This window comes from Halosimplex litoreum, assembly GCF_016065055.1.
In the GTDB taxonomy this organism is placed as follows: Archaea; Halobacteriota; Halobacteria; order Halobacteriales; family Haloarculaceae; genus Halosimplex; species Halosimplex litoreum.
Genome location: NZ_CP065856.1, coordinates 1,214,043 through 1,232,653, shown reverse-complemented (window position 1 = coordinate 1,232,653; position 18,611 = coordinate 1,214,043). Strand labels below are relative to the sequence as shown.

At 68.4% G+C, this 18,611-nt stretch carries 25 protein-coding genes; 19 read left to right on the top strand and 6 right to left on the bottom strand.

Going from position 1 to position 18,611, the window contains the following annotated elements:
• Positions 1-21 precede the first annotated feature (21 nt).
• The gene (locus I7X12_RS06070; RefSeq protein WP_198062961.1) at positions 22-552 is read right to left on the bottom strand and encodes a DoxX family protein; all 531 of its coding nucleotides are present in this window, start codon (positions 550-552) and stop codon (positions 22-24) included.
• 309 nt (positions 553-861) lie between these two features.
• On the opposite strand from I7X12_RS06070, the gene I7X12_RS06065 reads away from it, so the two are divergent.
• Positions 862-1,164, top strand: coding sequence for a DUF7521 family protein (locus I7X12_RS06065; protein WP_198062960.1), 303 nt, complete (start codon positions 862-864; stop codon positions 1,162-1,164).
• A 68-nt stretch (positions 1,165-1,232) separates the two neighbouring features.
• Positions 1,233-2,447 (top strand): outer membrane protein assembly factor BamB family protein, encoded by a 1,215-nt coding sequence (locus I7X12_RS06060; protein WP_198062959.1) that lies wholly within the window; start codon positions 1,233-1,235, stop codon positions 2,445-2,447.
• A gap of 61 nt (positions 2,448-2,508) precedes the next feature.
• On the opposite strand, the gene I7X12_RS06055 is transcribed toward I7X12_RS06060, so the two are convergent.
• Together I7X12_RS06055 and I7X12_RS06050 are read right to left on the bottom strand one after the other, a co-directional pair.
• Positions 2,509-3,900, bottom strand: a complete 1,392-nt coding sequence (locus I7X12_RS06055) for a glycosyltransferase (protein ID WP_198062958.1) — start codon at positions 3,898-3,900, stop codon at positions 2,509-2,511.
• 103 nt (positions 3,901-4,003) lie between these two features.
• Positions 4,004-4,444, bottom strand: a complete 441-nt coding sequence (locus I7X12_RS06050; RefSeq protein WP_198062957.1) for a DUF302 domain-containing protein — start codon at positions 4,442-4,444, stop codon at positions 4,004-4,006.
• A gap of 196 nt (positions 4,445-4,640) precedes the next feature.
• Between I7X12_RS06050 and I7X12_RS06045 the strand changes: the two genes are divergently transcribed.
• The 14 genes from I7X12_RS06045 to I7X12_RS05980 all read left to right on the top strand — a co-directional run bounded on the left by I7X12_RS06045 (position 4,641) and on the right by I7X12_RS05980 (position 14,848).
• Positions 4,641-5,054: a helix-turn-helix domain-containing protein gene (locus I7X12_RS06045; protein WP_198062956.1), complete on the top strand. Its 414-nt coding sequence runs from the start codon at positions 4,641-4,643 to the stop codon at positions 5,052-5,054.
• A 57-nt stretch (positions 5,055-5,111) separates the two neighbouring features.
• On the top strand, positions 5,112-5,849 hold the full coding sequence (locus tag I7X12_RS06040; protein WP_198062955.1) for a DsbA family protein: 738 nt from the start codon (positions 5,112-5,114) through the stop codon (positions 5,847-5,849).
• Complete coding sequence (locus I7X12_RS06035) at positions 5,846-6,394, top strand: hypothetical protein (RefSeq protein ID WP_198062954.1); 549 nt, start codon at positions 5,846-5,848, stop codon at positions 6,392-6,394. The genes I7X12_RS06040 and I7X12_RS06035 overlap by 4 nt, the downstream gene beginning before the upstream one ends.
• Positions 6,391-6,804, top strand: a complete 414-nt coding sequence (locus I7X12_RS06030) for a hypothetical protein (protein ID WP_198062953.1) — start codon at positions 6,391-6,393, stop codon at positions 6,802-6,804. The genes I7X12_RS06035 and I7X12_RS06030 overlap by 4 nt, the downstream gene beginning before the upstream one ends.
• Before the next feature lie 56 nt (positions 6,805-6,860).
• On the top strand, positions 6,861-7,109 hold the full coding sequence (locus tag I7X12_RS06025; RefSeq protein ID WP_198062952.1) for a hypothetical protein: 249 nt from the start codon (positions 6,861-6,863) through the stop codon (positions 7,107-7,109).
• Positions 7,110-7,311: 202 nt separating this feature from the next.
• Complete coding sequence (locus I7X12_RS06020; protein WP_198062951.1) at positions 7,312-8,565, top strand: M20 family metallopeptidase; 1,254 nt, start codon at positions 7,312-7,314, stop codon at positions 8,563-8,565.
• A gap of 96 nt (positions 8,566-8,661) precedes the next feature.
• Positions 8,662-8,871 carry a YgaP family membrane protein gene (locus tag I7X12_RS06015; RefSeq protein WP_198062950.1) on the top strand — a complete coding sequence of 70 codons (210 nt, stop codon included), beginning with the start codon at positions 8,662-8,664 and terminating at the stop codon, positions 8,869-8,871.
• A gap of 52 nt (positions 8,872-8,923) precedes the next feature.
• Positions 8,924-9,271, top strand: coding sequence for a methyltransferase domain-containing protein (locus tag I7X12_RS06010; protein WP_232343146.1), 348 nt, complete (start codon positions 8,924-8,926; stop codon positions 9,269-9,271).
• Positions 9,272-9,395: 124 nt separating this feature from the next.
• Positions 9,396-9,638, top strand: a complete 243-nt coding sequence (locus I7X12_RS06005; protein WP_198062949.1) for a sulfurtransferase TusA family protein — start codon at positions 9,396-9,398, stop codon at positions 9,636-9,638.
• Complete coding sequence (locus I7X12_RS06000) at positions 9,635-10,780, top strand: NAD(P)/FAD-dependent oxidoreductase (protein ID WP_198062948.1); 1,146 nt, start codon at positions 9,635-9,637, stop codon at positions 10,778-10,780. Before I7X12_RS06005 ends, I7X12_RS06000 begins: the two co-directional genes overlap by 4 nt.
• A 2-nt stretch (positions 10,781-10,782) precedes the next feature.
• Positions 10,783-11,409, top strand: coding sequence for a DUF1641 domain-containing protein (locus I7X12_RS05995; RefSeq protein ID WP_198062947.1), 627 nt, complete (start codon positions 10,783-10,785; stop codon positions 11,407-11,409).
• Positions 11,410-11,612: 203 nt separating this feature from the next.
• Positions 11,613-12,101 (top strand): DUF6789 family protein, encoded by a 489-nt coding sequence (locus I7X12_RS05990; protein WP_198062946.1) that lies wholly within the window; start codon positions 11,613-11,615, stop codon positions 12,099-12,101.
• A gap of 310 nt (positions 12,102-12,411) precedes the next feature.
• Positions 12,412-13,860, top strand: a complete 1,449-nt coding sequence (locus I7X12_RS05985) for a cytochrome ubiquinol oxidase subunit I (RefSeq protein ID WP_198062945.1) — start codon at positions 12,412-12,414, stop codon at positions 13,858-13,860.
• Positions 13,853-14,848: a cytochrome d ubiquinol oxidase subunit II gene (locus tag I7X12_RS05980; protein ID WP_198062944.1), complete on the top strand. Its 996-nt coding sequence runs from the start codon at positions 13,853-13,855 to the stop codon at positions 14,846-14,848. The genes I7X12_RS05985 and I7X12_RS05980 overlap by 8 nt, the downstream gene beginning before the upstream one ends.
• A 145-nt stretch (positions 14,849-14,993) precedes the next feature.
• Here the strand turns inward: I7X12_RS05980 and I7X12_RS05975 are convergent, their stop codons facing one another.
• Genes I7X12_RS05975 through I7X12_RS05965 form a run of 3 tightly spaced genes read right to left on the bottom strand, consistent with a single transcriptional unit; the run spans position 14,994 to position 16,063 of the window.
• Positions 14,994-15,212, bottom strand: a complete 219-nt coding sequence (locus I7X12_RS05975; protein WP_198062943.1) for a HalOD1 output domain-containing protein — start codon at positions 15,210-15,212, stop codon at positions 14,994-14,996.
• Positions 15,213-15,218: 6 nt separating this feature from the next.
• The gene (locus tag I7X12_RS05970) at positions 15,219-15,815 is read right to left on the bottom strand and encodes a DsrE/DsrF/DrsH-like family protein (RefSeq protein WP_198062942.1); all 597 of its coding nucleotides are present in this window, start codon (positions 15,813-15,815) and stop codon (positions 15,219-15,221) included.
• A gap of 2 nt (positions 15,816-15,817) precedes the next feature.
• On the bottom strand, positions 15,818-16,063 hold the full coding sequence (locus tag I7X12_RS05965) for a sulfurtransferase TusA family protein (RefSeq protein ID WP_198062941.1): 246 nt from the start codon (positions 16,061-16,063) through the stop codon (positions 15,818-15,820).
• Positions 16,064-16,313: 250 nt separating this feature from the next.
• On the opposite strand from I7X12_RS05965, the gene I7X12_RS05960 reads away from it, so the two are divergent.
• Genes I7X12_RS05960 through I7X12_RS05950 form a run of 3 tightly spaced genes read left to right on the top strand, consistent with a single transcriptional unit; the run spans position 16,314 to position 18,593 of the window.
• Positions 16,314-17,507: an MBL fold metallo-hydrolase gene (locus I7X12_RS05960; protein WP_198062940.1), complete on the top strand. Its 1,194-nt coding sequence runs from the start codon at positions 16,314-16,316 to the stop codon at positions 17,505-17,507.
• An 8-nt stretch (positions 17,508-17,515) separates the two neighbouring features.
• Positions 17,516-18,073, top strand: coding sequence for a YeeE/YedE family protein (locus I7X12_RS05955; protein ID WP_198062939.1), 558 nt, complete (start codon positions 17,516-17,518; stop codon positions 18,071-18,073).
• Positions 18,074-18,131: 58 nt separating this feature from the next.
• The gene (locus I7X12_RS05950) at positions 18,132-18,593 is read left to right on the top strand and encodes a YeeE/YedE family protein (RefSeq protein ID WP_198062938.1); all 462 of its coding nucleotides are present in this window, start codon (positions 18,132-18,134) and stop codon (positions 18,591-18,593) included.
• Positions 18,594-18,611 lie beyond the last annotated feature (18 nt).

Below are 18,611 nucleotides of genomic sequence, written 5' to 3'. Positions count from 1 at the left end.
AAGCCGGTCGACGTGCCCGAGTTATCCGAGGAACAGCCGGAGCTGCGGGTACCGGTCGACGATATCGAGCCGTTCGATACGGGCGTCGAGGCCGAGGATGCGGCCGGAGCCGAACGCGCCGAGGCCGAACAGGAGGAACACGTACACCATGTGGTAGTCGATGAGCAGGGCGTTGTCGAAGGGGTACGAAGCCAGCCAGTAGAACAGCATCATGGTGGCGCCCCAGAACGCGCTGAATCGGACGAACAGTCCGAGGATCAGCGCGAGGCCCACCAGCGTCAGGCCGAGCTGGTTCAGCGGCGTCAGCAGCCACGCCCAGTCGTTGGCCATCGTCGTCCACAGGCCGGTCAGCGGGTTGCCTTCGGGGATCGCGTACAGCAGGAATCCGCGGACGCTCCACTCGGGGTCGACCACCTTCGTGATCCCGGCGTAAAACAGCGTCCAGCCCATGATGAGACGCAGTCCGAACAGCGCGTAGCCGATCCACGTCTCCGAGTAGGTGAACTCAACGTCCCGACCGAACACCTGTGATTCGAGCTCTCGCGTCGCCATACACCGACGTTGCCCCAGCGGGTGGATAAGCCGTGTCGTGATTCCCAGCCGCTGGGAGCGGTCGCGTACCGTCGAAGCGACGCATTCGGCGTCTTCCCGGCACAGCACGTCGAGACCCGGCGGATCGTCTCCGGGCCGCGTGCGGCCCCTCCCCCACCGTTCCCGGCCGGCGAGAAGCCCGTCGGGGCTTGAAGACAGTTTCCGTGGTAGATCCGCACACGGCCGGGGACCGATCGCGGTCCGACCGCCGCCGTCGCTCGCCGCGGGGCGACGGGCGGACGGCGAGTCGCTCCCCGACGGTGATACCCCATGTCCACGCATACCACGCTGACGGTCGCGACGCTCGTCGTGACGACGGCCGCCGTCGTCTTCGGCGGGGTCGTCGCCTCGCTCGCCTATCGTGCGGCCGATCGAACGTCGTCGCGCTCGCTACAGCTGCTCAGTTACGGTCTCGGCGCGGTCGCGCTCGGCCCGCTGGTCGGTGCGCTCGGCGCGGTCGCACTCGGACTCGACGCCGAATCGACGCTGCTCGTGCAGGGATTGCTCGTCGCGCCCGGGTTCGCGCTGCTGGTGCGCTCGCTGTACCCCGCGCCCGACCCCGTCCGGGCGTAACCGCACCCGTGCGCGGGCTTCCGGTCGCCGTCACAACCTCTTTGTGCCCGTCCTGTCATCGGAAACCAATGCGCCGTCGGGCACTGCTCGGGACGACCGCCGTCGGCCTCGCGTCGCTGGCGGGCTGTGGGGTCGCCCGGTCGTTCCGGTCGCTGGCGTCGTCCGGAAGCTACCCGCAACCGCGGTACGACGCGGCAAACACGGGGTACAACCCGACGACGGGACCCCGGGAGTCGCGGCGGGTGTACTGGACGCTGGACGTCTCGGCGGGGTCGATGCCCCTCACGTCGGGACCGTCGACGGTCGGCGACGGGCGGACGTACCTCCCGCTCGGCGCCTACGACCAGCCCGACGGGAACCAGCTGTGGTCGATGCCGTTCCCGGCCCAGTTCGACCGGCTCGTCCTCGGCGACGGGCTGGCCTCCCTCACTGCCGAGGTCGACGGCGAGCGGCGACTGCACGCGCTGTCGGCCGACACCGGCGAGGTCGAGTGGGCGACCGCGCCGCCCGACGGCGTCCTCGCCGGCGGGACGCCGACCCTGGCCGACGGGGTGATCTACACGACGGTGAAACTGGGCGAGGCCGACGCGGCACCGCTGCGGGTCGCCGCGTTCGACGCGGACTCCGGCGACCACCGCTGGACCGCGAGAACGGGCGAGAACGCGGTCGCGCCGGTCGCGGTCGCGGACGGCTCGGTGTTCGTCGGGGACCCGACCGCCGAGCGACTGTACGCGCTCGACGCGGCCGACGGCTCGCTGCTCTGGCAGAGCGACCGCGGGGGCCGTTTCGGGACGCTCGTCGTCGGGGAGGAGACGGTCTTCGCGCAGTCGGTGACCGACGGTCCGCTCCAGGCGTTCGCGACGGTGGACGGGTCGCCACGGTGGTGGCGCCGTGTCGGAGGCGTCGCCGGTGTCGCGGTCGCCGACGGGACGCTCTACGTCGTCGCCAGGGGAGCTGAGGACGACGCCGATCCGCGGGCCGCGCGACTGCTGGCGCTCGACGCGGCGACGGGCGAGCGGCGGTGGGAGACCGAGGCGTCGGCGACGACGGCGCCGACGGTGACCGACGAGACGGTGTACGTCGGGGGTCGGCCCGAGCGGCGTACGGGACGGATCGCCGCGTACGACCGCTCGTCGGGCGAGTTCCTGTGGCAGTTCGACCGCTCGCAGTCCTACGAGGGGGACGCGCTTCCGCCGTCGCCGATCGGCGTCTCGTCGCCGGCCGTCGTCGAGGACGGGCTGTTCGCCGCCGTCGGCGACCGGCTCTACGCGCTGGGCGCGTGAGCGCCGCGGGCGCGGGCGGTCCGGGATGGCGGAGGCAGCCGTCGTCGCGGCGTCTCGGTGGTTAGACCCCCTTGGCGACGCTGTACCACTCACCGTCCCAGGTGAACAGGTAGGCGACGGCGGCGCGGATGCCGACGAGGCTGTACAGCGGGAGGACGAGCGGCGTCGCGAGCCATCCGAGGCCGACGGAGTCGACCCGCCCTCGCCGAGCGTCGCTTACCCGCAGCGCCAGCGCGGCGCCGGCGAGCGTCGCGACGGGGAGCGCGAGCCAGGTGGCCGCGCCGCTGACGACGAGGACGGCGGCCTTCGAGACCAGCGAGAGCATGAAGACGTTGCCGAACACCGAGCCCGCACAGAGCAGCGGGGCGAGCAGCGTCCGGTAGTTCCGGGGCGAGCGACACTCGACCAGGAGGTCGTGGAGCGTCTGTGCGTAGCCGGTCATCCAGCGCTTGCGCTGGCCCCACCAGTCGGTGACCGAGTGGGCGCCTTCGATGGTCGAGGTCCGGGAGAGCAACTCGACCACGTCCAGATCGGCCTCGTAGCAGTCGAATGCGAAGGCGTAGTCCTCGGTGAGCATCGCGGGGTCGTAGCCGCCGACGGCCTCGAAGGCCGACCGGCGCACGACGACGGTGCGGCTGGCGGCCATCGTGAAGTCGGTGACCAGCGTGAGCAGCCGCTGGCTCAGGTCGCCCAGCACGACCGACTCGTAGTAGGCGACCGTCTCGACGAGGCCGTCGGGCTCGGGGACGGTCCGGCCCTGCACCACGTCGCAGTCGTCGAGGCGGGCGACGGCCGTCGAGACGAACCGCGGGTCGACCCGCTCGTCGGCGTCGAAGACGGCGAGGTGTTCCGAGTCGGTCACTTCGGCGGCGTAGTTGATAGCGCCGGCCTTGCTGCCGGGGTAGCGGGTGTTGACCAGCAGGTCGACGCGCTCCTCGCGGGCGGCGTATTCGCGTGCGCGCGCGATCGAGGCCTCGTCGTCCGGTTCGGCGACGACGACCACTCTGAGGTCCTCGTAGCGCCCACCGAGCAGGCTCTCGACGCTGCGGTCCAGGACTTCGGCGTCGCGGTGGACGGGGACGACGGCGGTGACGGTCGGGCCGGTCGCCGGGCGGCGGTCGGTCGTCTCCACGGCGCGCTGGCCGAACAGCGCGAGCGCCGAGCAGCCGAACATCCCGGAGACGGTGAAACAGGCCATCACCGCCTGCACGACGACGATACTGCCGAGGCCGAGCCCGAGCACGGTCGGGACCGCGACGACGACCGTCATGCCGCCCTGGAGGTAGCCGGCGACGACGACGACGGCGACGAGGCCGACGTACGCGGTCGCGTCGGCCGCCTCGCGTAGGGATCTCGGGCGGAGTGTTCGGGCCGCGGCGCCGACGCGCCGGAGCGTTCGGCGCAGACGGCGAGGGCCGGTGCTAACGGAGGGAAGGGCGTTTCGGGGACGCATCGTATCTCGACCGTCGCACGCCGCTCGTATATAAATGTGTGTACGACTTCAGGATCGGCAACGCGGCGAAAACGGACCGCTGGGGGAGTGCGATTTCCCGGTCTCAGAGGTTCGCGAAGGCTTCGTCGACGAGTTCGCCGGTCTCGGCGACGAGCTCGTCCATCGCCGCCTCGTCGGACACCATCCCGAGCAGTCGGGCGATGCGCATGATCGAGACGTGGTAGACGCGCTGGACGCCGGGTTCTTCCTCCCAGACGACGACGTTACAGGGCATCAGCGCGCCGAGTTTGTCGTCGGTCGCGTCCAGTGCCCTGTCGGCGATCGCCGGGTTGCAGGCTCCTAGCACGTAGTAGGGGTCCCGGTCCGCGTCGACCTTCTCGTTGAGCATCTCCGACGGGGAGAACTCGACGGGGACGCCGAACCCGGCGTCGGTGAACACCTCGCGGACGTGCTCGATCGCTTCCTCGTGGTCCATCTCCAGGGTCGTCTGTGCTTCCCCGAAGTCCTCGGGGTCGATCTCGGTCGGGTCGATCGGAAGCGTCATTCCTGTAGAGTATTGGGCCGTTCAGACAAATCCCTTTCGGGTCCGACCGTCACTGACCGCCCCGGTCGACTCGACCGCCGACGAGTCGCTCCCGTCGCCCGCGCGCTCGGGACGGGCTGCGCGGTGTGCCTTTATAATGTATAGTATTGGGAAAACCAAGAACAACTTTATGGACAGCCATTCGCTAGATCCGCATATGGCAGACGCCATCGCCGAATACCTGCAGCGGGACCTCGAGTGCGTCGACCTGCTCGAGTGCGTCCATGGAATGAACGGTCGGGACACGGCGGTGTTTCGCGCGCTGACCGACGCTGACGGCGGGCTGACCGTCGACGCGGTCGCCGACCGGGTGGGTTGCGAGCGGTCGACCGCCTATCGGTCGATCTCTCGGCTCGCGGAAGCGGGGTTCGTGGCGAGCGAACAGGTGAACTACGACCACGGCGGCTACTATCACGTCTATCGGCCCCGCTCGTCGCGCGAAGTGGCCGACGACATGCGGCGCCTGCTCAACGACTGGTACGCGCAGGTCGGGCGACTCGTCGGGGAGTTCGACGACCGGTACGGCGGTCCTCGCGGGGAGACGGGGTCGGTCCCCGCCGACTCGTCGTAGCGGATCGTCGGGCGCGGTCGAAAGACGCATGAACGGTGCGAGCAATATTGCGTCAAAATGGGCTCGAAGGACAAGATCACGCGACGCCGGGCGATCGCGGCCGGCGGCGCGACGGCGCTGTTCGGCGGCGGTGTCGCGTATCTCGCGACCCGGTCCGAATCCGGCGAATCCGGCTACGTTCCCGAGTCGTTTCACACCGGCGAGGGGGCGACGGCGTTCGGGGTCGAACTCGGCGGTCGGCCGATCGCGGGCGACCGCGGGGCGCCGGTGGATATCTACTACTGGACCGACTACCTGTGTCCGTTCTGCAAGCGGTTCGAGACCGAGACGCTCCCGGCCGTCGGACGGGAGTACGTCGACACCGGCGAGGCGAGGGTCGTCGTCCTGCCGTACCCGAACATCGGGTCGTACTCGATGCCTGCGGCGGTCTGGGGTCGGTGCGTGTGGCGTCAGGTCGCGGAGAGCGACCCGACGGCGTTCTGGCGGTGGCACGGGGCGGCCTTCGACGCCCAGCCGGAGTCGGGCACCGACTGGGCGGACGAGGAAACGTTCGGCCGGATCACCGAGCGGACGGAGGGTGTCCCGACCGAGGCGGTCGACAGCTGTCGGAGCGCCAGCGCCGGGTCGATCCGCGACGCCGTCGAGACCAACCTCGGTGTCGCGCAGTCGGCCGGCGTCCGGGGGACGCCGAGTTTCGTGCTGTACAATCGCGACGCCGACGCGGCGGGGAAGCTGGTCGACGCGCACCCGTTCGACACCTTCTCCGACTCGCTCGACCGGGTGTTAGCGGCGTGACCAGCGCGTTCGGCGTCGCCGTCCCCAGGTGGGCGCGAGGAGTTCCCGACGCGCTCGTCCACCCGCTCACGTCGAACGCGCGGCTCCTGGGCGCCGCGCTCGCGACTACCGTCACCTACGCCGTGCTGGTCCTGAGCACGTTCCCGGGGTTTACCGTCCAGACGCTCGCGAGCGACCCGACTCATCTCCCCTACGCGGTGGCCGCGCTCACCCGGGAGACGTATCTGACCGTCGGCTGGGTCGGGCTGGCGCTGGTCGCGGCCTACGCGGTGCTGGCCGGCGTCGCGCTCACCAACGCGGTCGCGCTGCTCGGACGCGCCCAGCGGGCGGGTGCGTCGACGGCGCTCGGCGTGGTCCCGGGCGTGCTCGCGGCCGGCTGTGCGAGCTGCGGCGCCGGCGTCCTCGGCGCGCTGGGATTCGTCGGGGCGATGGCGGCGCTGCCGTTCCAGGGCAACCTCCTGCGGCTCGGCGGGATCGCGCTGCTCCTGTTTTTCCTCGGCCGAACGGGCGACCCGCTGACGTGCTCGATCGGGGGCGACCGATGACCGACTTCCCGCGACCGCGCCTGCTCCGGAGCCTCGGCGTCGGCGCCGGCGCCTTCCTGCTGTTCGGTGTCGTGACCGGTCTGGTGCCGAATCCGGTGTACGTCCGCATGGTCGCCCGGACGCCCGCGGACTACCTGTTTCTGACCGCGACGGCCACTTTCGCCGGGGCCTTCACCTACCAGCGGTCGCTGACCGCGGACCCGATCGGCGACCGGTACGCGGCCGGCGGCCTCGTGGGGGGGTTCCTCGCGTTCGGCTGTCCGATCTGCAACGCCGTGTTGCTCGCGCTGTTCAGTTCGTCGGCGCTGATGACCCACTTTGACCCGCTCCGTCCGCTGCTGGGAACCGTCTCGGTCCTGTCGTTCGCTGGCCTGCTCTACTACCAGCGGCGGCGGTGCGAGGCGTGTTGACTGACGGCGCCTCGCTGGGCAAGATTCAACAGACGCGTCCGCCAACGACCCGACAGATGACGACTTCGGAGGAGAGCACGGACGAGGAGAGTGGCGCTCGGTGGTCGGTCCTCGGCATCGGCGGGCTCGCGAGTCTCTGTTGCCTGTTGGTCGCGCCGGCGACGACGGGGGCCGCGAGCGGCGCCGCCGCCGGCGGGACGACGGCGGCGCTCGGCGGCGGTCTCGTCCAGGTCGCCGTGACGGCCCTGACGGTCGGTGCCCTCGCCGGTATCGCCCGGCTCTCGCGGCGGCGGTCGGCCGACTGACCGGCCCTCGCCGCCGACCGCCCACGCGACCGCGCCGGCCGTGGTTCCTCCACCGCCATCAGTATTGTATGATCTGCAAAATACTTTAGACGGTCGCGAACCAACGTGTTCACATGAACGGTCAGTCGCGCGGTCGGTTCGCCGGTCCCGGTGCGGTGTGCGCGTACTGTGCGGACCGGTCGTCCCGGCCGTCGGAGGGGGTGTGACGGTGTCGGATCCGACCGAATACGTCGAGGCCCACGGCGACGACCTCGCCGAGCTGGCGCTCGACCTGCTGGCGGTGGACACGTCGAACCCGCCGGGCGACACGACCGACCTCGCCGACCTGATCGAGGACTATCTCGCCGAGCACGCGGTCGAAGTCGAGCGGGTCACCGTCGACCCGGCGAAGCCGAACCTGCTGGTGACCGTGCCCGGCGAGCGCGGGGAGCGGCTCCTGTACAACGGTCATCTCGATACGGTTCCGTTCGACGCCGAGCAGTGGACTCGGTCGCCGCTCGGCGAGCGCGTCGACGACCGCGTCTACGGTCGCGGGGCCACGGACATGAAGGGGCCGCTCGCGGCGATGGTGTTCGCGATCGTCGCGTTCGCCGAGACCGGGACGACACCGCCGGTGACGCTGCAGTTCGCGTTCGTCAGCGACGAGGAGGTCGGCGGCGACGCCGGCCTCCCCGCGTTGCTGGCGGCGGATCGACTCGACGCCGCGGCCTGCGTCATCGGCGAGCCGACCTGTGAACTGGGGCGCCACTCCGTGACCGTCGCCGACCGGGGGAGCATCTGGCTCACCCTCGACGCCAGCGGCGAGGCGGCCCACGGGTCGCGACCGACACTCGGCGAGAACGCGATCGACCGGCTCTACGGCGCCGTCGAGACGCTCCGCCAGCGGTTCGGCCGGCGCGACCTCGACGTCGGGCCGGAGATGGCGCCGATCGTCGACGAGTCGGTCGCGTTCTACGCCCCGTCGATGGGCGAGACGACCGCTCGCGACCTCTTCGAGACGCCTTCGATCAACCTCGGAACCGTCGAAGGCGGGGAGGCGATAAACAGCGTGCCCCAGTCCGCCCGGGCAGAAGTGGATATCCGGCTGACGGCGGGCGTCGAGACGGACGAGATGCTCGCGGAGATCCGGTCCTGCGTCGCCGACTGTGAGGGGATCACGATCGCGGACGTGTCCTGGAGCGTCGGCTCGGTCGAACCGATCGACAGCCCGCTCGTCGACGCCGTCGCGTCGACGGCGGAAGCGGTCGGCGGCGAGCGGGTCTACCGTCGGAGCGCGACCGGCGGCGGCGACGCGAAGCGACTCCGGGCGGCCGACATCCCGACCGTCGAGTTCGCGTTCGGCACCGACACCGTCCACGCGGTCGACGAGTACACGACCGTCGACGCGCTCGTCGACAACGCCCTCGTCTACGCGTCGCTCCCCCGCGCGTTCGCCGACAGCGCGGCGACGACCTGACGGCCTGCCGCGCCCCCGCGTCGGCGTGGCGGGCCCGAGACCGGACCCCGACCGCTCCAGGCAACGTTTATGAGTATATCGTGCATAGAAGTGGGTATGAAGTCCAATATTGGGTCGACGGATAGGACGGTGAGACTGGTCGTCGGCACCGTGCTGGCGGTGTCGGGCGTCGCCGTGTTCGCCGGGGTATCGAGTCTCGGGCCGGTCGTCGGGGGGGTGGCGCTGCTCCTCGGTGCGGTCTTGCTCGGGACCGCGTTGGCGAACGTCTGCCTCCTGTACGAACTCGTCGGTGTCGACACCACGTGAGGTGGAGCGCTTTCGGAACACGGGCTAGCCCGACTGGGACCGGTGGGAGCGGCTGTGGCCGACGCCCGGGGCCACGCTCCGGAGTCTCGGGCTCTCTTCGGGCGACACGCTCGCCGAAGTCGGGTCGGGCAACGGTTACCTCGCGCTCCCCACCGCGCGGGTCACCGCGCCCGCCCGGACGTACGGGCTCGACCTCGACGAGTCGCTGCTGGGCGAACTCGAACGCCTCGCGGACCGACAGGGGATCGACAACGTCGTCGCCGTCCACTGCGACGCCCGGAACCCGACGAGTGCCCTCGACGCCGACATCGTCACGGACGCCGCACCGTTCGCCCTCGCGGACCGCCACGAGTTACCGCCGTACCACGACGGCGTCGTGTTCGAACGCGAACGCGTCTAGGGGCGGTCCGAGGTGTCCGGGGCGCGACGCGCTACGTCCGGGCGGTGTACCCGGACGCTTTTCCACAATCTTGGAATAGCAGCACAATATTAATGGCGTTCGGCGCGGAGATACACACGTACCAATGAGCCAGACCGATATCGAGCCCGAAACGACCGTCGACGCGCGCGGGGCGGCGTGCCCGGGGCCGCTGATGGACCTGATCGGTGCGGTCCGGGGCGCCGAATCGGGCGCAGTCGTCCGGCTGTTGAGCGACACCGAGCGGTCGCTGACGGACGTCCCCGAGTGGGTCGAGGAGACCGACAACGAGCTGCTCGCGACCGAAGAGGGCGACGACCACCACGCGTTCTACGTGGAGAAAGCATGACCGAGCGCGTCATCGTCGTCGGCGGTGGCACCGGGGGGACCGTCCTGGCCAACGACCTCGCGGACCGGCTCGGCGCGGAGATCGACGCCGGAGACGTCGAGGTAACGCTGGTCAACGACGGCCCCGACCACGTCTACAAACCGGTGTGGCTGTACGTCCCCTTCGGCCAGCGCGAACCCGAGGACGGACGCCGGCGACTGCGCGAGCTGGTCGACGACCGCGTCGCCGTCCGGGTCGACCGCGTGACCGACATCGACACCGACGCCGGGCAGGTCCGATACCACGAGGCGCCGGAGCCGATCGACTACGACTACCTCGTGCTCGCGACCGGGTCGACGCTCGCGCCGGAGGAGATCCCCGGACTCGCCGAGGGTGGCCACGACTACTACAGCGAGTCGGGCGCCGAGGCCCTCCGGGAGGAACTGCTCTCGTTCACCGAGGGCCACCTCGTGTTGAGCGTCGTCGGGACGCCCCACATGTGCCCGGCGGCGCCTCTGGAGTTCGTGTTCATGGCCGACGACTGGCTCCGCGAGCGCGGCCTGCGCGAGGACGTCGACATCACGTACACGTACCCGATACAGCGCGTCCACGGCAATCCCCATATCGCCGAGTGGGCGCGGCCGCTGATGGACGAGCGCGACATCGAGGTGGAGACGTTCTTCAACGCGGAGTCGGTCGACCCCGACGCCGGGACGATAACCTCGATGGAGGGAACCGATATCGACTACGACCTGCTCGTGGCCATCCCGCCCCACCGCGGTATCGACCTGATCGAGGAGGCGGGGCTCGGCGACGACGGCTGGGTCGACGTCGACAAGCACACCCTCGAGGCCGAGGCCGCCGAGAACGTCTACGCGCTCGGCGACACGGCCGCGACGGGCGTCCCGAACGCCGGAAGCGTCGCCCACTACCAGGCCGGTGTCGTCGGCCAGCGGATCGCCAGCCAGATCCGAGGTCGCCCGGCCACGGCGACCTACGACGGCAAGACGCTGTGTTTCGTCGAGACGGGGATGGACGCGGCGTCGTTCGTCGAGTTCGACTACGAGCGCCCGCCGTCGCCGGCGCCGCCCTCCGAGAAGCTCCACTGGTCGAAGCTGGCCTACAACGAGTCCTACTGGCTGACTGCACGAGGATTACTCTGATCATGGCTGAACAGCAGAATCCCGAGCGGTCCGAGCTAGCGGCGGCGATCGAACGGAACCCCGAGGCGGTCGCCGAGTTCGTGGACCACCTCGACGCCGTCAACGGGCTCCTGGACGTGCTCTCGCTGGGCGAAAGCGCACTCGACGACGAGATGGTCCGGGAGCTCTCGGCGACGGGATCGACGCTGGCGGAGTCGGCCGACGGCCTGGCGACCGACGAGACCGTGGCGCTGGCCGAGACGGTCGGAGAGAACGGGGACGAACTGCGTGCGGCACTCGACACGTTGCTCGCGCTCCAGCGCAGCGGTACGCTCGACGAACTGGCCGAACTCGCGGAGGTCGGGTCGCTGGCGACCGCGGCGCTCGACGACGAGATGGTCACGTCACTGGCCGGTACCGGCGCCGCGCTCGGCGAGGTCGCGCAGACGGCGTCCGACGACGACACTCGTGACGGCATCGAACGGCTGCTGGAGAGCGTCGGTGAAGCGGAACGGACCTCCCCCGAGCAGGTCGGAGCCGTCGGCCTGCTTCGCGGAGTACGCGATCCGGACGTCCAGTACGGGCTGGGCTACCTGCTGGCGCTCGCAGGCGCCCTCGGCCGTGCTCATTCCACCGGCGAGTCACAGTAGTGGGGCCCTTCGATTCGTCCCTTTCCCACTCGATTCCGGTCTCGCGCTTTGACCGCGTCCGTCGTATCTAGCCGCTCGTGGGCGCTGGATCGTGTAGTACGCAACCAGCTGATCTGCATCCTCGAATCGAACGAACCTTCGAGGAACGTACGAGACACACGGGTCATACTCAGAATTTTCAGTCGGGCAGACAGAATGAATCCATGGAACCAGTCCGAAGTAGCCTCGGCGGGGGAATCGCAGCGACGGTCACGCTACTGATATTTCTCTCGGTTGCGGATCTCTTGCTCGCGGGAACCAACCTCTTCGTGTTTGCGACCTTTACGAGTCTCTGTGCAGTTGGGGGCCCGCCCTATTGCGAACTCGGGACGCTCACCGCGACGGTGATTACGTTTCTCTGGTTCGCACTCCTCTTCGCGGTGGCCTGGCCGCTCCTCTTCGGCGGCTTCACGTGGGGATTACCGGGCGAATCGGGACTCGCTCACGGGGCGGTATTCGGGCTCGTTCTCTGGTCCGGATACGTCGTCGGCGACCTGTTGAATATCTCCGTCGGGAACGAAACCCTCGTCGGGGATCTCCCGTTCTTGGCCGTAACACTGGTGGCCTACGTGATCTACGGAATGGTCCTCGGTGGTGTCTACGACTCCCTCGCAGAACACCGCACGTTTCTCACCGACGAACAGACTCTCTAAACGATCTGCACTCGGACGGTCGCGCTTTGTCGGTACTCGTCGTCGGCGCGGCGGGGATGTCCGGGCTCTCACAGCCGATCTCCCGCTACCACCTACGACGGGACTGGCTTGCTTCTCACAGTATCGCCGCCTCGAGAGGCTCGATCCCGTTCCTCTCGCGTGTTTCCAAACGACCGTCGGTGTATCAAAAACTGGGTTGTTCTGAACAACAGTAAACGTACGATACGAGGGATAAAAGGTTTCGCGTCGAATGCTGCAACGCGGGGATCCCGGGACGACTCATTAGCTCGTGTCCCGTACCGTCGGGCGCATGGGTCCACCGCTACTGCTATCCGCCGTCGACCTGGGGTGGGCAGCGTTGCTCTCTCCAGAGATCGCGAGTCGAATGCAATTTGGATGGACCATCTCCGTGCACATCATCTTCGCGTCGCTCTCGATCGGGCTTGCACCGTTTATCGTCTACTTCACCTGGAGAGACGTCCGGACGAACGAGCAACGGTACGCGCGATTGCGCTCGTTTTGGGTGAAGGTGTTCGCCGCCGGGTTCGTGATGGGGACGGTCACCGGGATCCCGATGAGCTTCCAGTTCGGCACGAACTTCCCACAGTTCGCCGAGGTGGCCGGAGAACTGATCGGCGGGCCACTCGCGTTCGAGGCGAAGATGGCGTTCTTCCTGGAGGCCGTCTTTCTCGGCGTGTTGCTGTACGGTCGCGACCGCGTCGGGGACCGAACGTACGTCCTCTCGTCGGTACTGGTCGGCCTCGGCGCCTGGCTCTCGGGGTTCTGGATCCTGATCGTCAACGCCTGGATGCAGACCCCACGGGGCTACGAGATGGTCACCCGCAACGGGATGGAGGTCGCCAAACTGACCGACCCGGTCGCCGCGTTCCTCACCCCGCGAATGCCCTGGATGTACCTCCACATGATGAACGCCTCGGTGATCTCGGTCGCACTGCTCGTCGCGGGCGTCTCGGCGTACATCGTCTGGAAGCGGCCGGAGACGGACGCCTGGAACTCAGCGCTCAGGCTCGCCGTCGTCCTGCTACTCGTCTCGGCGCCGTTCCAGGCGGTTCACGGCGACGCATACGGTCGTCACGTCGAGGATACGCAACCCCAGAAGTTCGCCGCGATGGAGGCTCACTACGAGACGGGGCAGGCCGACCTGCACCTGCTCGCGTTCCCGAAGTCCACCGACGCACTCACTGATCCACGGGCCGAGAACCTCTTCACGGTGAGTCTCCCCGCAGTCGGATCGTATCTCGCCAGTGGCGGGGACTTCGGCGCCGAGGTCGTCGGCTTGAACGAGTACGAGGAGAACCCGCCGGTCGCACTCGTGTTCTGGTCGTTCCGCTTCATGGTGGGGCTCGGATTCCTGTTCATCGGGCTGGCACTGTGGGGCGGTTACCTCGTGTACCGCGGGCGGCTGTCTGACAGCACACGGTACCTGAAGGCGATGATCGCCGCATCGCCTCTCGGGTACGCCGCGTTGCTCACCGGCTGGTACGTCACCGAGATCGGTCGGCAGCCGTGGGTCATCCAGGGCGAGCTCAAGACGAGCGAGGCGGTGTCGTCGACGCTCACCGGTGCCGAGGCGACACTGACCCTGGGCGGGTTCGTCGTCGTCTACGTCGGGTTGGTGCTGACAGCCCTGTATATTCTGAAGTGGCTAGTCCGGGAAGAACTCCGGTCACTCGGCGTCCGAGAATCGAACGAGAGCCGCTGGCACGGCCCGATTCCGTGGGTGAGTGGCGATGACTGACCAGCTGCTGCCCGTCGACGCGTATCTCGTCGAATCGCTGCCGGAGATCTGGTTCGGGGCCGTGCTGTTCGCGTTGGGGATGTACGTCGTCCTCGACGGGTTCGACTTCGGTATCGGGATGCTGTACGCGATCCGGACGGACGAACGCGAGCGGGAGGCGTTCCTGGCGGCGTTCGGACCGATCTGGGACGCGAACGAGGTGTGGATCGTCGCCTTCGGAACGATGCTGCTGGCGGCGTTCCCGCGGGTGTACTCCCGCCTGCTGGCGGACAACTATCTGCTCGCGCTCGGGTTCGTCGTCGCGCTGGTGTTCCGCGGCCTCGGTCCGGAACTCCGCGAGCAGCGCGACGACGAGCGCTGGAAGCGCTACACCGACTACGCGTTCATCGGCGGGAGTGTGTTCGCGCCGCTCCTGTTGGGGATGCTCGCGGGTCGCTGGCTGTTCGGCGGGGCGACGCTACCAGTGGCGCTGACTGGCGTCGGGCTGGTCGCCGTCTCGATACTCACGGGTGCAGCGTTTCTCGCGGCCAAGACCGAGCCCGGTCTGGCGGCGGAGCTACGCACGTACGGCATCGGTGCGACACTGGCGTACCTCGGCGGTGTGGTCGTGCTGCTGGGAACCGTCGTCCTGACCGATGCGGGCGGCGCTGCCGACGCGGTGCTCTCGCTGCCCGTCGCTGCAGTCGTCGCTCTCTCGGTCGCCGTCGGGCTGGGCGGGAGCGTACTGGCCAGACGCGGCCGGTACCGAGCCTGGCTCGTGAGCGCGCTGGCGCTGCCCACACTGTTGACGATCCTGGTCGCAATTCTGCTGTACCCGACGATCTATCCGCCGACCGGGCTGTTGGTTAGAGAAGCGGTCGTCTCGCCGCTGGCGCTGAACCTCGTGACTGTCCTCGGCTTCCCGGTACTGTTGCTGGTGCTGTGGTACTTCAAGTTCCTCTACGGCGTCTTCAGCGGGCCGATAGAAAGTGAGGGGTACGGGGAGTGAACTTCCCAGATCGACCCTTGCGAAACAACTTGCACAGGCAGACACACGACCGCTCTCGTCGCCGGGCATCCGTGGAAACCAACCAGCGACGCTGCGGGCGTGTCCTGTGAGGAACAGGGTACGGCGAGAGAGAAGACGGTCCGCTTCAGCCGACTCGGACGTGACCGCTCTCGTCGACGACGTCGTGACCACGATACGTGAAGCGAACTTCGAGTCCAGACGGCGTCGTATCTTCGAGAAACGTTCCGAGCGCGTCCGGATCGATGATCTCCGTGCGTGGCGGCTTGAGGTCGACCGCACCGGTGCCCTCTGCCTCGCCGACGGCGTCGGAGATGCGTGAAATCGGATTCTCGAGCTCGCCCATCGGAGGTTAGACCAGCAGCTGGATGTCGGCGTCGGCCATGTCCTGTAGCGCGGTCGCCGCGCCGACGCCGGTGGTGACGCCGTCGTAGAACTCCGCCTCGTCGTAGTCCATCAACTCGATGGTCATCTGGCAGGCCTGGAACTCCACGCCCATGTCGAGGCTCGTCTCGAGGAGTTCCTCGATCGTGGCGGTGTCGTTGTCGTCGATCTTCTTCTCCATCATCTTCGTGGTCACCCGGTCCATGCCGGGGAGGGCGGCGACCGCGTTGGGCACGGGCATGTTGGGGTTGCCGACGGAACTGAGCTTGAGGTTCTTCGACCGCTCCTCGTGGAGGATGTCCAGTCCCCAGAACGTGTGGAAGACCGTCACCTCGTAGCCGAAGGCGGCGGCGGTGCTGGCGAGGATCAGCGGCGGGTAGGCCATGTCCAGCGTCCCCTTGGTGGCGATGATGGACATCTTCTTGCCGTCGTCGTCGTCGGTCGCCTCGGCGAGTGACTCCTCGAGTTCCGCGACGCGCGCGGCCAGTTCCGCACGGGAGGGCGCGTCACTCTCGGCCGCGTCGGGGGCGTCGTCGGCCGGCGTGTCTGACGTGTCCGTGCTCATCGTCACTCCGTCTTGCGCACGTAGTGTTTGTACACGTCACCGCTCTCCTCCTGTCCGAGCAGTTCGACGCCCTCGGTGCCGTCGGCCCAGCCGTCGATGTCGCTCATGCTGCCGGAGTCGGTGGCGAGTACTTCCAGGACCTCGTCGGCGCCGAGGTCGTCGATGGCCGATTTGGTCTTGACGACCGGCATCGGGCACGATGCGCCTTTCACGTCGAGCGTCTCCGCGATGTCGTATTCTGCACTCATTGTTGTGTCCGCTCCGTTGGTCTGTCTTGGAGCTAACGCACAATATCGGCTACGTGGTTAAAAGAATGTTGGTTCTTGCGCAGTATACAAACAACTGGTCTCTGGGAACACGGTGAAAATGCGCCCTATTCCGCGCACGTATGCTTATATGCGTGCTTCGGGGTCGACTGTGCCGCGAACTATATTGTGTGGTTGGTGGATTTCTATGCAAACTCTTTAGTGTGTCCACCCGGTAGGTGGGGGTACACTCATGAACGCAGACGACTTCCCGACTCCGGACGCCGACGTGGCGACGGTCGCCCCGGAGACGCTGAAGGATCGCATCGACGCGGGCGAGGACGTGACGCTGCTCGACGCGCGGATGGGTTCCGACTACGAAGAGTGGCGCATCGACGGCGAGAACGTCACGTCGGTCAACGTCCCGTACTTCGAGTTCCTCGAGGACGATATCGACGCGGACGCCCTCGATCGGATCCCCGACGACCGCGAGGTGACCGTCCTCTGTGCGAAAGGCGGCGCCAGCGAGTTCGTCGCGGGGACGCTCGCCGAGCGCGGGTACGACGTGAACCACCTCGAAGACGGCATGAACGGCTGGGCGCGCATCTACGAGGCGGTCGAAGTCGAGCGCTACGACGGCGCGGGGACGCTGTTGCAGTATCAGCGCCCGTCCTCGGGCTGTCTGGGCTACCTGCTCTACGACGACGGCGAGGCCGCCGTCGTCGACCCGCTGCGCGCGTTCACCGACCGCTATCTCTCCGATACCGACGACCTCGGTGTCGATCTGAAGTACGCGCTCGACACCCACGTTCACGCCGACCACATCTCGGGCGTGCGCGACCTCGACACCGAGGGCGTCGAGGGCGTCGTCCCCGAGGCCGCGGTCGACCGCGGCGTCACCTACGCGGACGAGCTGACGACCGCCGCCGACGGCGACACCTTCGAAGTCGGCGACGCGACGATCGAGGCCGTCCACACGCCCGGCCACACGACCGGGATGACCTCCTACCTGCTCGACGACGGTCTGCTCGCCACGGGCGACGGGCTGTTCGTCGAGAGCGTCGCCCGCCCCGACCTCGAAGAGGGTGACGACGGCGCGCCCGACGCGGCGCGGATGCTCTACGAGTCGCTGCAGGAACGGGTCCTGGCGCTGCCCGACGACACGCTCGTCGGCGGCGCGCACTTCAGCGACGCCGCCGAGCCGGCCGACGACGGCACCTACACGGCGCCGATCGGCCAGCTGGTCGACGAGATGGACGCCCTCACCATGGACGAAGACGGGTTCGTCGAGCTGATCCTCTCGGACATGCCGCCCCGGCCGGCCAACTACGAGGAGATAATCGCGACGAACCTCGGCCAGAACGCCGTCGACGACGAGGCGGCGTTCACGCTCGAACTGGGGCCGAACAACTGTGCCGCCAGCCAGGAATCGCTCGCGGGTGACTGAACGGACCCATGGTAGCTGATCCAGTCGCGCTGCAGGCGGCCGCCGACCTGTTCCCCAACGGCGTCAGTCGCTACGCCGTCGGCGGCCTGCTGGTCGGGCTCGGGACCGTCGTGATCTACGTCGGTACGGGCATCCCGGCCGGGGCGAGCACGTTCCTGGAGTCGACGCTGTCGTACGTCTCCGGCCAGTCGCGGTTCCAGCAGTACGTCGGCTCGCGTGACTGGCGGCTCGTGTTCACGGCCGGGATCGTCCTGGGCGGGCTGGCGTTCGCCGCGACGGTTCAGTCCGGCGTAGTCACGAGTTCGCTGTACGAGCCCGGGACGACCGGCCAGCTCTACGAGGTCGCCGGCGTGACGCTGTGGTCGACCGCGGTCCAGCCCTGGCGGCTGTTCCTGGGCGGTATCCTGGTCGGTGTCGGCACCCGCATCGGGAAGGGCTGCACGTCCGGCCACGGCGTCTGCGGCGTCGGTTCGGCGTCGAAGACGTCGCTGGTCGGCGTAGTGACGTTCCTGACGGTGGCGATCGGGACCGCCCAGATCGTCGCGGCGCTGGGGGTGAGCCCGTAATGCGCGAGACGCTTGCGTCTCGAACTGCGCGAACGGGAGCGACCGGAGGGAGCGACACGTGAGCGCGGACCGACATCCGCTGTTCAAGCCGCTGGTCTTCGCCGGCGGCATCGTCTTCGGGTTCGGCCTCGGGTTCAGCCACATGGCGCGGCCGGAGGTCGTGCTGAATTTCCTCCAGTTCGAGGACCTCGGGCTGCCGTTCGTGATGTTCGGGGCCGCGATCGTCTCCGGGGTCGCGTTCGCGCTGTTGCCCCGGATCCGGGACGCCGCACCGCTGACGGGCGACCCCTACGAGCGACGGCTGAAGCCGTTCGACCGGAACGTCCTGGTCGGCGGCGCCGTCTTCGGCGTCGGCTGGGGGCTGTCGGGTATCTGTCCGGGCGCCGCCTACGCCAGCCTCGGAACCGGCAACGTGACCATCCTCTGGGCGCTCGCCGGGATGTTCCTCGGCGCGTACGTCCAGGGATACTGGCGGAGTCGCGCGGCCGACACCGCCCCCGCACCGTCGGGAGCGGACTGACACCGGTTCGCACGCTTC

Bases quoted from the DNA above. Each gene is read 5' to 3' on its own strand.
- I7X12_RS05970 (WP_198062942.1), bottom strand. From the start codon at position 15,815: ATGAGCACGGACACGTCAGACACGCCGGCCGACGACGCCCCCGACGCG.
- I7X12_RS06040 (WP_198062955.1), top strand. From the start codon at position 5,112: ATGGGCTCGAAGGACAAGATCACGCGACGCCGGGCGATCGCGGCCGGC.
- I7X12_RS06030 (WP_198062953.1), top strand. From the start codon at position 6,391: ATGACCGACTTCCCGCGACCGCGCCTGCTCCGGAGCCTCGGCGTCGGC.
- I7X12_RS05975 (WP_198062943.1), bottom strand. From the start codon at position 15,212: ATGGGCGAGCTCGAGAATCCGATTTCACGCATCTCCGACGCCGTCGGC.
- I7X12_RS06065 (WP_198062960.1), top strand. From the start codon at position 862: ATGTCCACGCATACCACGCTGACGGTCGCGACGCTCGTCGTGACGACG.
- I7X12_RS06060 (WP_198062959.1), top strand. From the start codon at position 1,233: ATGCGCCGTCGGGCACTGCTCGGGACGACCGCCGTCGGCCTCGCGTCG.
- I7X12_RS06000 (WP_198062948.1), top strand. From the start codon at position 9,635: ATGACCGAGCGCGTCATCGTCGTCGGCGGTGGCACCGGGGGGACCGTC.
- I7X12_RS05955 (WP_198062939.1), top strand. From the start codon at position 17,516: ATGGTAGCTGATCCAGTCGCGCTGCAGGCGGCCGCCGACCTGTTCCCC.
- I7X12_RS06055 (WP_198062958.1), bottom strand. From the start codon at position 3,900: ATGCGTCCCCGAAACGCCCTTCCCTCCGTTAGCACCGGCCCTCGCCGT.
- I7X12_RS05990 (WP_198062946.1), top strand. From the start codon at position 11,613: ATGGAACCAGTCCGAAGTAGCCTCGGCGGGGGAATCGCAGCGACGGTC.
- I7X12_RS05980 (WP_198062944.1), top strand. From the start codon at position 13,853: ATGACTGACCAGCTGCTGCCCGTCGACGCGTATCTCGTCGAATCGCTG.
- I7X12_RS06050 (WP_198062957.1), bottom strand. From the start codon at position 4,444: ATGACGCTTCCGATCGACCCGACCGAGATCGACCCCGAGGACTTCGGG.
- I7X12_RS06025 (WP_198062952.1), top strand. From the start codon at position 6,861: ATGACGACTTCGGAGGAGAGCACGGACGAGGAGAGTGGCGCTCGGTGG.
- I7X12_RS06070 (WP_198062961.1), bottom strand. From the start codon at position 552: ATGGCGACGCGAGAGCTCGAATCACAGGTGTTCGGTCGGGACGTTGAG.
- I7X12_RS05995 (WP_198062947.1), top strand. From the start codon at position 10,783: ATGGCTGAACAGCAGAATCCCGAGCGGTCCGAGCTAGCGGCGGCGATC.
- I7X12_RS06015 (WP_198062950.1), top strand. From the start codon at position 8,662: ATGAAGTCCAATATTGGGTCGACGGATAGGACGGTGAGACTGGTCGTC.
- I7X12_RS06045 (WP_198062956.1), top strand. From the start codon at position 4,641: ATGGCAGACGCCATCGCCGAATACCTGCAGCGGGACCTCGAGTGCGTC.
- I7X12_RS05985 (WP_198062945.1), top strand. From the start codon at position 12,412: ATGGGTCCACCGCTACTGCTATCCGCCGTCGACCTGGGGTGGGCAGCG.
- I7X12_RS05960 (WP_198062940.1), top strand. From the start codon at position 16,314: ATGAACGCAGACGACTTCCCGACTCCGGACGCCGACGTGGCGACGGTC.
- I7X12_RS06005 (WP_198062949.1), top strand. From the start codon at position 9,396: ATGAGCCAGACCGATATCGAGCCCGAAACGACCGTCGACGCGCGCGGG.
- I7X12_RS05965 (WP_198062941.1), bottom strand. From the start codon at position 16,063: ATGAGTGCAGAATACGACATCGCGGAGACGCTCGACGTGAAAGGCGCA.